13 protein-coding genes are annotated in these 12857 nt (G+C 67.2%); 8 read left to right on the top strand and 5 right to left on the bottom strand.

The genetic code is table 11. The features are described 5' to 3' along the window. Positions 1 to 93: 93 nt before the first annotated feature. Complete coding sequence (glpK, locus tag AC3B6A_RS20835) at positions 94 to 1608, bottom strand: glycerol kinase GlpK (protein WP_488398999.1); 1515 nt, start codon at positions 1606 to 1608, stop codon at positions 94 to 96. 175 nt (positions 1609 to 1783) lie between these two features. On the opposite strand from glpK, the gene ybaK reads away from it, so the two are divergent. The 3 genes from ybaK (at position 1784) to AC3B6A_RS20820 (ending at position 4173) form a co-directional block, all read left to right on the top strand. Beyond that, positions 1784 to 2254 (top strand): Cys-tRNA(Pro) deacylase, encoded by a 471-nt coding sequence (gene ybaK, locus AC3B6A_RS20830; RefSeq protein ID WP_488398998.1) that lies wholly within the window; start codon positions 1784 to 1786, stop codon positions 2252 to 2254. Positions 2255 to 2336: 82 nt separating this feature from the next. Further along, positions 2337 to 3122 carry a PhzF family protein gene (locus tag AC3B6A_RS20825; RefSeq protein WP_488398997.1) on the top strand — a complete coding sequence of 262 codons (786 nt, stop codon included), beginning with the start codon at positions 2337 to 2339 and terminating at the stop codon, positions 3120 to 3122. Between the two features lie 94 nt (positions 3123 to 3216). Continuing rightward, entirely contained in the window at positions 3217 to 4173 is a 957-nt protein-coding gene (locus AC3B6A_RS20820) for an electron transfer flavoprotein subunit alpha/FixB family protein (RefSeq protein ID WP_488398996.1), read from the top strand. Here the strand turns inward: AC3B6A_RS20820 and AC3B6A_RS20815 are convergent. Continuing rightward, positions 4170 to 5231 (bottom strand): ABC transporter ATP-binding protein, encoded by a 1062-nt coding sequence (locus tag AC3B6A_RS20815; protein ID WP_488398995.1) that lies wholly within the window; start codon positions 5229 to 5231, stop codon positions 4170 to 4172. The genes AC3B6A_RS20820 and AC3B6A_RS20815 overlap by 4 nt on opposite strands. Positions 5232 to 5378: 147 nt before the next feature. Beyond that, positions 5379 to 6296: an ornithine carbamoyltransferase gene (gene argF, locus AC3B6A_RS20810; RefSeq protein WP_488398994.1), complete on the bottom strand. Its 918-nt coding sequence runs from the start codon at positions 6294 to 6296 to the stop codon at positions 5379 to 5381. Positions 6297 to 6581: 285 nt separating this feature from the next. On the opposite strand from argF, the gene AC3B6A_RS20805 reads away from it, so the two are divergent. From AC3B6A_RS20805 to AC3B6A_RS20790, 4 genes are all read left to right on the top strand, one after another. Beyond that, on the top strand, positions 6582 to 7019 hold the full coding sequence (locus AC3B6A_RS20805; RefSeq protein WP_488398993.1) for a hypothetical protein: 438 nt from the start codon (positions 6582 to 6584) through the stop codon (positions 7017 to 7019). A gap of 211 nt (positions 7020 to 7230) precedes the next feature. Next, entirely contained in the window at positions 7231 to 9324 is a 2094-nt protein-coding gene (locus AC3B6A_RS20800) for a molybdopterin oxidoreductase family protein (protein WP_488398992.1), read from the top strand. Between the two features lie 132 nt (positions 9325 to 9456). Beyond that, positions 9457 to 9783: a Grx4 family monothiol glutaredoxin gene (gene grxD, locus AC3B6A_RS20795; protein WP_488398991.1), complete on the top strand. Its 327-nt coding sequence runs from the start codon at positions 9457 to 9459 to the stop codon at positions 9781 to 9783. Positions 9784 to 9845: 62 nt separating this feature from the next. After that, positions 9846 to 11009 carry an MFS transporter gene (locus AC3B6A_RS20790; protein WP_488398990.1) on the top strand — a complete coding sequence of 388 codons (1164 nt, stop codon included), beginning with the start codon at positions 9846 to 9848 and terminating at the stop codon, positions 11007 to 11009. 47 nt (positions 11010 to 11056) lie between these two features. Here AC3B6A_RS20790 and bfrB read toward each other — a convergent pair whose 3' ends face one another. Next, the gene (gene bfrB, locus AC3B6A_RS20785) at positions 11057 to 11533 is read right to left on the bottom strand and encodes a bacterioferritin BfrB (protein WP_488398989.1); all 477 of its coding nucleotides are present in this window, start codon (positions 11531 to 11533) and stop codon (positions 11057 to 11059) included. Positions 11534 to 11752: 219 nt separating this feature from the next. Beyond that, the gene (locus tag AC3B6A_RS20780) at positions 11753 to 11968 is read right to left on the bottom strand and encodes a bacterioferritin-associated ferredoxin (RefSeq protein ID WP_488398988.1); all 216 of its coding nucleotides are present in this window, start codon (positions 11966 to 11968) and stop codon (positions 11753 to 11755) included. A 282-nt stretch (positions 11969 to 12250) separates the two neighbouring features. Here AC3B6A_RS20780 and AC3B6A_RS20775 point away from each other — a divergent pair, with 282 nt between their 5' ends. Beyond that, complete coding sequence (locus AC3B6A_RS20775) at positions 12251 to 12853, top strand: peroxiredoxin (protein ID WP_488398987.1); 603 nt, start codon at positions 12251 to 12253, stop codon at positions 12851 to 12853. The last annotated feature ends 4 nt before the right edge of the window (positions 12854 to 12857 follow it).

The following is a 12857-nucleotide window of genomic DNA, read 5'->3' as shown; positions in this document are numbered from 1 at the left end:
TGGCGTGGAGCGAAGCGATACCCATCGATGACCGTGCGGGAAATGCCGATGGGTATCGCAAGCTCCACCCATCCTACGGCGCCGGCAATGCCTTCAGTCTTCGGCTGCCCAGCCGCGCGTGCGCTCGACCGCCTTCTTCCACCCGGCGTACAAGCGTTCCCGCTCCGCCTCGTCGCAGGCCGGCGGGAACACCCGCTCGATCACCGCCTTGTCCTTCAGCTCCGCCAGGCTGCCCCAGAAACCACAGGCCAGCCCCGCCAGCACGGCGGCGCCGAGGGCGGTGGTCTCGCGCATCTGCGGGCGTTCCACCGGGGTGCCGAGGATGTCGGCCTGGAACTGCATGAGGAAGTTGTTGGCCACCGCGCCGCCGTCCACGCGCAGGGCGCGCAACGGTTCGCCGGCGTCCTGCTGCATGGCGTCGAGCACGTCGCGGGTCTGGTAGGCGATGGATTCCAGCGTTGCGCGGATCAGGTGGTCGGCGCTCACCCCGCGGGTCAGGCCGAAGATCGCGCCGCGGGCGTACGGGTCCCAGTAGGGCGCGCCGAGGCCGGTGAAGGCGGGGACCAGGTAGACGCCGTTGCTGTCCTTCACCTTGGTGGCGAAGTACTCCGAGTCGTGGGCGTCGTTGATCACCTTCAGCTCGTCGCGCAGCCATTGCACGGTGGAGCCGCCGTTGAACACCGCGCCTTCCAGCGCGTAGGCCACTTCTCCGCGCGGGCCGCAGGCGATGGTGGTGAGCAGGCCGTGGGTGGATTTCACCGCCTTGGCGCCGGTGTTCATCAGCAGGAAGCAGCCGGTGCCGTAGGTGTTCTTCGCCTGGCCCGGTTCCACGCACATCTGTCCGAACAGCGCGGCCTGCTGGTCGCCGGCGATCCCGGCGATGGGCGTGCGGTGCACGCCGAGGCCGCCGACCTTGCAGTGGCCGTAGACTTCGGAGGAGGCGCGCACCTGCGGCAGCATGGCGCGCGGGATGTCCAGGGCGGCGAGCAGGCGCTCGTCCCAGTCTCGCTTGTGGATGTCGAAGAGCAGGGTGCGCGAGGCGTTGGTGTAGTCGGTGACATGCACCTCGCCCTCGGTGAGCTTCCAGATCAGCCAGCTGTCCACGGTGCCGAACAGCAGCTCGCCGCGGCGGGCGCGCTCGCGGGCGCCGTCGACGTTGTCGAGGATCCACTTGAGCTTGGTGCCGGAAAAGTAGGGGTCGATGACCAGCCCGGTGGTGTCGCGGATGTGCTGCTCCAGGCCGTCGCGCCTGAGCTGCTCGCAGATCGCCGCGCTGCGCCGGCACTGCCAGACGATGGCGTTGTGGATCGGCCGGCCCGTGGCCTTGTCCCACACCAGGGTGGTCTCGCGCTGGTTGGTGATGCCGATCGCCGCCACTTCGCCGAAGCCGATGCTGGCCTGGGCCAGGGCTTCCACCAGGGTCGAACTCTGGGTGGCCCAGATTTCCATGGGGTCGTGCTCGACCCAGCCGGGCTGCGGGTAGATCTGCGCGAACTCGCGCTGGGCGACGCTGACCACGTTGGCGTCGTGGTCGAAGATGATCGCGCGCGAGCTGGTGGTGCCCTGGTCGAGGGCGACGACGTATTTCTTGTTCTTCGGGTCGGTCATGGCGGGCGTCCTAGTGCGGATTCCGTTCGGCAGACGCGCCCCGCGCGGCGGGGCGTTGGCTTGGCGCAGACCTTACGGGATTCGCCGCGCCGGGTGAAGCGATCGCCGTGCAGGACGCCACTGCCTGGATTACTGTTATGCGCTGGAAAACCGCCCGCGAGAAGCCCGCCCGATCATGACCCCCGCCATCGACCTGCTGAAGAAGAACCGCGCCGAGCACCATGTGCTGAGCTACGAGCACGACCCCAAGGCGCCGTCCTATGGGCTGGAAGCCGCCGAGAAGCTCAATCTCGACCCGGCCCGGGTGTTCAAGACCCTGCTCGCCGCCAGCGAGAAGGGCGAGCTGCTGGTGGCGGTGGTGCCGGTGGCCGGGACCCTGGACCTCAAGGCGCTGGCCCACGCCGCCGGCGTGAAGAAGGCCGACATGGCCGACCCGAACGCCGCCCAGCGCGCCACCGGCTACCTGGTCGGCGGCATCAGTCCGCTGGGGCAGAAGAAGCGCCTGCGCACCTTCATCGACGAATCCGCCCAGGGTTTCGCGACCATCCACGTCAGCGCCGGCCGGCGCGGCCTGGAAGTGGAGCTGAGCGCCGCGACCCTGGCCGGCCTGACCTCGGCGAGCTTTGCGCCGATCGGTCGTTCCTGAGGACTGTCCGGTCCCATCTGTACGGTTCGCTCCCCGACGGCTTCTGCCATGCTCCGGGGGCATCTTTCATCGGGAGACTGCCATGCAACTCGAATTCCATCAGGTAGACGCCTTCAGCGACCGCCCCTTCGCCGGCAACCCGGCCATGGTCTACCGCCTGGACGCCTGGCTGGCCGACGAGCTGATGCAGGCGATCGCCGCCGAGCACAACCTCTCGGAGACTGCCTTCCTGGTGAACGAGGCCGACGGCTGGCGCATCCGCTGGTTCACCCCGACCGCCGAGGTGCCGCTGTGCGGCCATGCCACGCTGGCCAGCGCCCATGTGCTGTTCGAGGTGTTCGGCGAGCCGGGCGAATCCCTGGAGTTCAATTCCCTGTCCGGGCCGCTGCGGGTGTTCCGCGAGGAAGGCCGGCTGGCCCTGGACTTTCCCGCCCAGCCGCCGCGCGAGGCGGGCAGCACCGTGGAGCTGGAGCAGGCCCTGGGCGTGCCGGTGGTGGATGCCCTGAGCACCGCGGCGCACCTGCTGGTGCTGCTGGAATCCGAGCACGCGGTGCGCGGCTGCGCGCCGGACTTCGCGGCGCTGGCGCGGATGCCCTACCTGGGCGTGATCGTCACCGCGCGCAGCGACGACTACGATTTCGTCTCGCGCTTCTTCGCCCCGGCCATCGGCCTCAATGAGGACCCGGTGACCGGCGCCGCCCATTGCAGCCTGATTCCCTACTGGTCGCAGCGCCTGAACAAGCGGCAGATGCTCGCCTACCAGTGCTCGGCGCGCGGTGGCGAGCTGTGGTGCCGGCTGGAAGGCGACCGCGTCAGCATCGCCGGCCATGCGCGCCTGGTGGCCAGCGGTCGTCTGCTGGTTGCTTGATCTGTGACCGGGGCGCCGCCGGCGCCCTCGCTTAGGCTTCCGGCATGGGAAACCGCGCCGCTGTGGCGCGGTTCGCAGGATCGGAGGCAGGTCCATGGCAATCCTGGTCATCGCTGACTATCAATCCAACACCGGCGCCGCCGTTCTCTCGCCGGCGACCTTGAGCACCATCGCGGCCGCCCGGCAGATCGGCGGCGAGATTCATCTGCTGCTGGCCGGCAGCGGCCTCGCCGGGCTCGCCGCGCAGGCACGCCGGATCGAGGGCGTCGACCGCGTCCTGCTGGCGGACGACCCCGCCTACGATCACCTGCTGGCGGAGAACCTCTCGGCGCTGGTCGCGAGCCTGGCTCCGCGCTACAGCCATCTGCTAGCGCCCGCCAGCGCCATGGGCCGCGATTGCCTGCCGCGCATCGCGGCGTTGCTGGATGTGGATGCGCTGTCCGAGGTCATCGCCGTGGTCGACGGCGAGACCTTCAAGCGCCCGATCTACGCCGGCAACGCCATCGCCACCCTGCGCTGCGAGGGGGCGGTGAAGGTGCTGGGCATTCGTCCCACGGCGTTCGATCCCGTTGCGGCCCAGGGCGGCAATGCCGGACTGGAGCGGGTGAACGGGCCGGGCGACCTGGGGCTGTCGCACTGGCTGGGCGAGGAGCATCCCGACTCCGAGCGGCCGGCGCTGGAGTCGGCGCGGGTGATTGTCGCGGGTGGCCGCGGCTTGCAGACGGCGGAGGGATTCTCCGCGCTGTATCCGCTGGCGGATCGTCTGCAGGGCGCCGTCGGCGCGTCACTGGCGGCGGTGGACGCGGGCTTCGCGCCGGCGGAACTGCAGATCGGCCAGTCCGGGCGCATCGTCGCGCCGGAGCTTTACCTGGCGGTGGGGATTTCCGGGGCGGTGCAGCACGTGGCGGGCATGAAGGACGCCAAGGTCATCGCGGCGATCAACCTGGACCCGGATGCACCGATCTTCGAGATCGCCGACTACGGCCTGCAGGGCGACCTGTTCGAGCTGCTGCCGGAGTTGCTGCTGGAGCTGGAGCGCGCGCTGGACTAGAGCGCCACGCTGCCCTGGGCCGGGAACAGCACCAGGTGCTCGGCGGCGACGCCGATGCCGACTTCATCGCCCGGCTCGTGATCGGCGTGGCTGGGGAAGAGCGATTCCAGCTGGGTGCCGGTGGGCAATTGCAGGCGATACAGGGTCGCCGCGCCGAGGAAGGATTTGCCGATGATTCGCGCCTTCAATGCGCCGTCGCCGGCTGGCACGAGGTCGTCCGGCCGCAGCAGCACGTCCACCGCGCTGCCGTCGGGCAGGCTGTAGGCACGGTTGCCGCGCAGCAGGCCCAGTTCGGTCTGCACCGCATCGGTCCCGTGCATCTGCCCGCGAATGAAATAGCCCTGGCCGACGAAGCTGGCGACGAAGGGCGTCTGCGGTTCGTGGTAGAGGTTGAACGGGGTGTCCCACTGCTCCAGCCGGCCGTGGCGGAACACGCCGACGTGGTCGCTGACGGCGAAGGCTTCTTCCTGGTCATGGGTGACCAGGATCGCGCTGGTGCCGCGTGCCTTGAGGATGTCGCGCACCTCGTGGCTGAGCTGGCGGCGCAGCTCCACGTCGAGGTTGGAGAAGGGTTCGTCGAGCAGCAGCAGCTGCGGTTGCGGCGCCAGCGCGCGGGCCAGGGCCACGCGTTGCTGCTGGCCGCCGGAGAGTTCGTGGGGGTAGCGCTGGCCCAGGGCGTCGAGCTTCACCAGTTGCAGCAGCTCGTCGACGATGCGTTCGCGCCCGGGGTGCTTGCGGATGCCGAAGGCGACGTTGTCGGCCACCGAGAGGTGCGGGAACAGCGCGTAGTCCTGGAACACCATGCCGATCCGGCGCTTCTCCGGCGACAGGGTGAAGCCGGGGCGGGAAATGACTTCGCCGGCCAGCTCGATCCGGCCGCTCTGCACCGGCTCGAAGCCGGCGATGGCGCGCAGCGTGGTGGTCTTGCCGCAGCCCGAGGGGCCGAGCAGGCAGCCGATGTCGCCGGCGTTCAGGTGCAGGCTGACGCCTTGCACCACACGCTGCTGTTCATAGCCACAGGAAAGATCGTCGAGGTTGAGCAGCAGCGATTTTGTCATCGAACGTAGAGCCTGTTCAGAATCTCGCCGGGCGCAGTCCAGGCCAGGCGGAATCAGGTAGAAACGCGCAGTTTACGCCTGCTGCATGAGCATTTTCCCTGATTCCAACGCGGCCCGGGCAATCGCGGGCGGACCATGGACAGGCCATCAGGCGTAGTGGGCGTGCTCGACCAGCAGTTCGAGCAGGGCCTTCTGGGCGTGCAGACGGTTTTCCGCCTGGTCCCAGGCCACGGAGCGCGCATCGTCCAGCAGGTCTTCGCTGATCTCTTCGCCACGGTGGGCCGGCAGGCAGTGCATGAATAGTACATCCGCCGCCGCGCCATCGAGCAGCGCTCGTGTTACCTGATATGGCTGGAACAGGCGCATGCGCGCGGCCGCTTCGTCTTCCTGGCCCATGGAGGCCCACACGTCGGTGCTCACCAGGTGCGCGCCGGCCACCGCTTCGCGCGGGTCGCGCACGACCTTCACGCGCTCGCCGGCCAGGGCCAGCAGGGCGGCGTTCGGCTCGTAGCCCTCCGGGCAGGCGACGCGCAACTGGAAGTCGAAGCGGATGGCCGCCTCGATGTAGCTGTTGCACATGTTGTTGCCGTCGCCGATCCAGGCCACGGTCTTGCCGGCGATGCTGCCGCGGTGTTCATGGAAGGTCTGCATGTCGGCCAGCAGCTGGCAGGGGTGCAGGTCGTCCGACAGGCCGTTGATCACCGGCACGCGGGAGTTTTCCGAGAACTCGATCAGGTTGCTGTGGGCGAAGGTGCGGATCATCACCGCGTCGACCATCCGCGACATCACCCGCGCGGCGTCGGCGACCGGCTCGCCACGGCCCAGCTGGGTGTCGCGCGGGGAGAGGAAGATGGCCTGGCCGCCGAGCTGGATCATGCCGGCTTCGAAGGAAATCCGCGTCCGGGTCGAGGCCTTCTCGAAGATCATGCCCAGCACGCGGTTCTTCAGCGGCTCGTAGAGCACGCCTCGGTCACGCAGGTCCTTCAGCTCGCTGCCGCGGCGGATCAGACCGAGGAGTTCGTCGGTCGTGTAATCCAGCATCGAGAGGAAGTGCCGTGCGCTCATGGTTCGTACCTACTGCTGATTCTCGGAATCGGGCCGAGGTACCGACCGGATTTCGTGAGAAAAAACGGGCTGAACCTGCGGCGGGACCGCATGGAGCGGAAAAAGGGGAAGGCGCGATCCTATAAGGAAATTACGCATCTACGCAAGTTCCGTACAGATCATGGCTCTGGGAGGTTTCCTACGTCCCCGGGGGAGGCGGACTACATACCCGGCCAGGGGGCGATTGGTAGCTTTTCGCCGCCATCAGAAGGTGGCGTATCCGTGTTATCCCCTAAGGAGTTGTTCATGAAGAAGTTCTGGATGTCCTCTGCCATCGCTGCGGTCATTGCCACCGCCAGTGGTTGCACCAGCTACAGCATCAGCCAGCCGGTCGCCCCGGTTGCCGGCGACGTGAAGACGGACCTGAAAGCGAACGTCAGTGTGGGCGAGAAGATCAGCGGTCAGTCGCAGGTCAATATCCTCTTCGGCTTCATCAAGTTCGGCGGCGACTCCCAATACGCCGACGGCGTGACCTATGGCGGCGAGTCCGGCGGTCTGGGGCTGGCTTCCTTCGATCCGGTTGCCGGCGTCAAGGCCGCTGCCGCCTACAAGGCCGTGAAGAGCTCCGGCTCCGACCTGATCGTCGCGCCGCGCTATGAAGTGAGCGTCAACGATTACTTCATCTTCAAGAAGGTCGACGTGAAAGTGACCGGCAACAAGGGCTCGATCAAGAGCATCCAGTGATGTTGCCGTGCCGGTGAGGCAATCTCACCGGCGCCTGTGCGGGAGTGAGCTCCGGACTCCCGCGCTTGTATCGATCATCCCCTGCTGTGATGCCTGCCAATTCACCCGACTGACGCCAGTGGCGTCCAGGCCGGGTCCGATCCATAGTGCTCGCTCGACAAGACGACCGGCGCGCCACGAGCGCCCGGCGACAACAACGACGAGGCGAGCCATGAGCAAGACCCTCCACCACCGTGCGTGCCATCTGTGCGAGGCCATCTGCGGCCTGACCATCGAGACCGAGGGCGAGCGCATCCTCTCGATCAAGGGCGATCCACAGGACAGTTTCAGCCGCGGCCACGTCTGCCCCAAGGCGGTGGCGCTGCAGGACATCCAGAACGACCCGGACCGCCTGCGCCAGCCGGTGCGCCGCGTCGGCAACGAATGGCAGCCGATCGGCTGGGACGAGGCCTTCGAGCTGGTCGCCACGCGCCTGGCGGAGATTCGCGAGCGCCACGGCAACGACGCCGTCGCGGTGTACCAGGGCAATCCCAGCGTGCACAACTACGGGCTGATGACCCACAGCAACTACTTCCTCGGCCAGCTGAAGACGCGCAACCGCTACTCGGCGACCTCGGTCGACCAGTTGCCGCACCACCTGGTCAGCCAGCAGATGTACGGCCACGGCCTGCTGATCCCGATCCCGGACATCGACCAGACCGACTTCATGCTGATCCTCGGCGGCAACCCGCTGGCCTCCAACGGCAGCATCATGACCGTGCCCGACGTGGAGAAGCGCCTGAAGGCGGTGCAGAAGCGCGGCGGGCGCCTGGTGGTGGTCGACCCGCGGCGCACCGAGACCGCGGCGATCGCCGACCAGCACCTGTTCGTCCGCCCGGGCGAGGATGCCGCGTTGCTGCTGGGCATCCTCGACACGCTGCTCGGCGAAGGACTGACCCGCGAGAGCCATCTGCCGGTGACCGGCCTGGAGACCGTGCGCGAGGCGCTGAAGCCGTTCCGGGTCGAGGCGATGGCCGAGCGCTGCGGCGTGCCGGCGGAGGTCATCCGCCAGCTGGCGCGGGACTTCGCCGCCGCCGACAAGGCCGTCTGCTACGGCCGCATGGGCGTTTCCACCCAGGTGTTCGGCAGCCTGTGCCAGTGGCTGGTGCAACTGGTCAACCTGCTCACCGGCAACCTCGACCGCGTCGGTGGCACGCTGTGCACCACGCCGGCGGTGGATCTGGTGGCAACGACTTCCGGCGGCGCCTTCAACCGCTGGCAGAGCCGGGTGTCCGGCCTGCCGGAGTACGGCGGCGAGCTGCCGGTGGCGGCGCTGGCCGAGGAGATGCTCACCGGGGGCGAAGGGCAGGTCCGCGCGCTGGTCACGGTGGCGGGCAACCCGGTGCTGTCCACGCCCAATGGGCGGCGCCTGGAGCAGGCGCTGGACGGTCTGGAGTTCATGCTCAGCATCGACCTCTACGTCAACGAGACCACCCGCTACGCCGACCTGATCCTGCCGCCCACCGCGCCGCTGGAGCACGATCACTACGACACTTCCTTCAACCTCTTCGCGGTACGTAACGTCACCCGCTTCAACGAGGCGGTGCTGCCCAGGCCGGAGGGCGCGCTGCACGACTGGGAAATCTTCGTCGGCCTGGCCATGGCCTACGCCGCGCACACGGGCACCGAGCTCAAGCCGACCCTGGCACCGGAGCAGATGATCGAGATGGGCCTGCGCTTCGGCCCCTATGGCGACGCCAGCGAGCACAAGCTCAACCTGGTGCTGCTGCGCGAGCATCCCCACGGGCTGGACCTCGGCCCGCTGCGGCCGAACCTCTCCGCGCGCCTGAAAACCGCCAGCCGCAGCGTCGAGGCCGCGCCGCCGATCCTGCTGGACGACCTGCGCCGCTTCGCCGGCACCCAGGCGCCGGCGGCGGACCAGTTGCTGCTGATCGGCCGTCGCCATGTGCGCAGCAACAACTCCTGGATGCACAACTATCACCGCCTGGTGAAGGGCAAGCCGCGCCACCAGTTGCTCATGCACCCACGGGACCTGGCGGCGCGCGGCCTGGTGGACGGCCAGCGGGTGCGGGTGCGCTCGCGGGTCGGCAGTATCGAGATCGAGGTGGCGGCCAGCGACGAAGTGATGGCCGGGGTGGTCAGCCTGCCCCACGGCTGGGGGCACGGGCGGCCGGGCGTGCAGCTATCGATCGCCCGCGAGCAGGGCGGGGTCAGCGCCAATGACCTGACCGACGAGCGCCATCTCGACGCGCTCTCCGGCAACACCGCGCTGAACGGCGTGCCGGTGGAGGTCGAAGCGGCCTGACAGGCTGTCGCAGTGCCTCTGCAAAGCCGAGCGCTACGCTCGGCTTTGCAGTACAATGCGCGCAACCGTGCCGGCCAGACGCCGCCCGTGGCGCTGCCGGGTCAGTATCTGATAGTTCAGCCGAGGAACTTCATGGATATCATCGATACCATCAAAGAACAGATCGCCAACAACCCCGTCCTGCTGTACATGAAGGGCTCGCCGAACGCTCCGCAGTGCGGCTTCTCGGCCCGCGCCGCGCAGGTGCTGATGGCGTGTGGCGAGAAGTTCGCCTATGTCGACATCCTGCAGAATCCGGAAATCCGCGCGAACCTGCCCAAGTACGCCAACTGGCCGACCTTCCCGCAACTGTGGGTCGGTGGCGAACTGGTCGGCGGCAGCGACATCCTGGTCGAGATGTTCGAGAAGGGCGAGCTGCAACCGATGATCAAGGAAGCGGTGGACAAGGCCAGCGCCTGAGTCTTTCGTGCTGTCGCACAAGGCCCCGCTTCGGCGGGGCTTTGTTTTTTGGGAAGAAAGGAATGACTGAGCAATCGCGGGCCAGTGCCGCGCGCCGGGCCTGCGGCTACTGCTTCGCCATGGGCGGGATGGTGCATGGCAGCGTGATGGGCCGGGTTCCGGCGCTCAAGAGCATGACCGGGGCGGACGAGCAGCAGCTCGGCCAGGCGCTGCTGGGCGCGGGCGTTGGCGCGATGCTGGCGTTCGTCTTCGCCGGCGCCCTGGTGCGCCGCTATGGCAGCCGGGCGGTGACCGTCGCCTTCGGCCTGGCGCTGATGGCCTGCTTCCCGCTGCTGGGGCTGATGCGCAATGTCTGGGAGCTGGCGGCGGGGCTTCTGATCGTCGGCCTGAGCTTCGCCTGCATGGACGTGGCGATGAACACCCAGGCGGTGGAAGTGGAGCGGCGTCTCGGACGCCCCTGCATTTCCAGCCTGCACGGCATGTACAGCCTCGGTGGACTGGTCGGCGCCGTCGGCGCGTCGGTCTTCGCCGGGCTGGCGCCGATCTGGCATTTCACCCTGGTGGCGGTGCTGGCGGTGGTGTTCCTGCCGTTCTTCGCCCGCCATCTGTTCGAGGGCCGTCCGCAGCCCGCGGAGGAGCCGACACCGGCCGGACGCGGCTGGCGCCTGCCGCCGCCGGCGCTGGTCGGTCTCGGGCTGCTGACGCTGTGCGCGTTCGTCTCGGAAGGCGCGGTTGCCGACTGGGGCGCCTTGCTGCTGCATCAGGTGATGGGCGCGTCGGAGCGCCTGGCGGCGCTGGGCTTCGCTGCGTTCTCCGCGACCATGGTGCTCGGCCGTCTGTTCGGCGACCGCCTGCGTGTGCGCTTCGCCGACGAGGCGCTGGTGCGCAACCTGGCGCTGCTGGCCGGTGCGGGCATGCTGCTGGCGTTGTTCAGCCCCTGGGTGGCTGGCGTCATCGCCGGCTTCGCCCTGGTGGGTGCGGGGTTGTCGGTGGTGGTGCCGATCCTGATCGGCGCGGCGGGCAACCGGCCGGGCGTCGAGCCTTCCAGCGGCGTGGCCGCGGTGGCGTCGTTCGGCTATGGGGGGCTGCTGATGGGGCCGCCGCTGATCGGCTTCCTCGCCGAACACGTGGGGCTGCGTCTGTCGTTGCTGGTGGTGGTGGGGTTGTGCGCCGGGCTGGTGCTCAAGGCGTCACTGGTGCGCCGCCCGCCGCAGGCGAACGTCTAGGAGGGGAGGGCACCGGCGTCCACAACCGCGCCGGTGCCGCTGGCCTGTCAGTCGTCTTCGTGCATGTGCGACTGCAGGTAGTTCTCCAGGCCGACCTTCTGGATCAGGCCCAGCTGGGTTTCCAGGTAGTCGATGTGCTCTTCCTCGGACTCGAGGATCTGCCGGAGCAGGTCGCGGCTCACGTAGTCATGCACGCTTTCGCAATGCACGATGGCGTCGCGCAGGTCCTTGGCGGCCTTGAGTTCCAGGTTGAGGTCGCACTGCAGCATTTCCTGGGTGTTCTCGCCGATCAGCAGCTTGCCCAGGTCCTGCAGGTTGGGCAGGCCTTCGAGGAACAGGATGCGTTCGACGAGCTTGTCTGCGTGCTTCATCTCGTCGATGGATTCGTGGTACTCGTGCGCGCCGAGGCGCTTCAGGCCCCAGTCGTTCCACATGCGCGAGTGCAGGAAGTATTGGTTGATCGCGATCAGCTCGTTGCCGAGGACCTTGTTCAAGTGCTGGATGACTTTCTTGTCGCCTTTCATGCCGGAGTCCTGCCGTGTGGAGTGGGAGAGTCTGAAAGTGTGGCTCCCATATAACCGGCTGTCAAAAGTAAGTACTTGAATTCCTTATGAAAAGGAATATGAATGCGAATGCTTTGGTTCCGCAACCCGGCGCTAAGACGCTGAATTCCAGACACAAAAAAACCGGGCTTGGCCCGGTTTTTTTTGAATTGCCGCCGAACTGACCGCAGGTCGGGTCGATCAGCCTGCCGTGTAGGCAAGGGAGTAGTTCATCGGCTGCGCGCTCTGCAGTTCACCCAGGGTGTCGCGGACGACCTGCTTGGCGAGGCAGGCGCACTTGCCGCACTGGGTACCGACGCCGGTGCTTTCACGCACTTCGCGGTAACTGCAGCAACCTTCGTAGATTGCATCGCGGATCTGGCTATCGGTGACACCTTGGCAGAGGCAGACGTACATGGTTGCACTACGGCTCGCTGATGGGTTGTTGGAAGCGATACTAATCTTAATGAGAATGATTGTCAAAATTTGCTGGACTGGCTTTTCCATGGCCAGACAAATGGTCATGTCCGTCAATGACTTACCCTTGGCGAGCGAACGGGGGGATGCGCTGGGCGCGGCGGAAAACGGCGGTGTATCATGACCGGCCCACTGGAGTGGATAGCCCGTGGATCCGGCCGCCTCGCGCCGGGCAGGGCATCTTGCACTCCCTCAAGTCCTCACCACCGAAGGAGACATGGAATGAGCGTACTCGTAGGTAAGAAAGCTCCCGACTTCAACGTAGCCGCCGTCCTCGGCAGCGGCGAGATCGTCGACAGCTTCGTGCTGTCCGAAGCCATCAAGGGCAAGTACGGCCTGGTGTTCTTCTACCCGCTGGACTTCACCTTCGTCTGCCCGTCCGAACTGATCGCCCTAGACCACCGCATCCCCGAGTTCCAGGCCCGTAACGTCGAAGTCATCGGCGTATCCATCGACTCCCACTTCACCCACAACGCCTGGCGCAACACCCCGGTGGACAAGGGCGGCATCGGCCCGGTCAAGTACACCCTGGCCGCCGACATCACCCATGAAATCGCCAAGGCCTATGACGTCGAGTCCGCCGAGGGTGTCGCGTTCCGCGGCGCTTTCCTGATCGACCAGAATGGCGTGGTGCGTTCGCAGATCGTCAACGACCTGCCGTTGGGCCGCAACATGGACGAGCTGCTGCGCCTGGTCGATGCCCTGCAGTTCACCGAAGAGCACGGCGAAGTCTGCCCGGCCAACTGGAAGAAGGGTGACAGCGGCATGACCGCCTCGCCCGAAGGCGTTGCCGCCTACCTGGCCCAGCACGCCAGCAAGCTGTAAGGCC

Source organism: Pseudomonas sp. B12(2026), from assembly GCF_057767015.1.
Note: the sequence above shows the minus strand (reverse complement) of the source record. Positions and strands in the feature narration are given on the sequence as shown.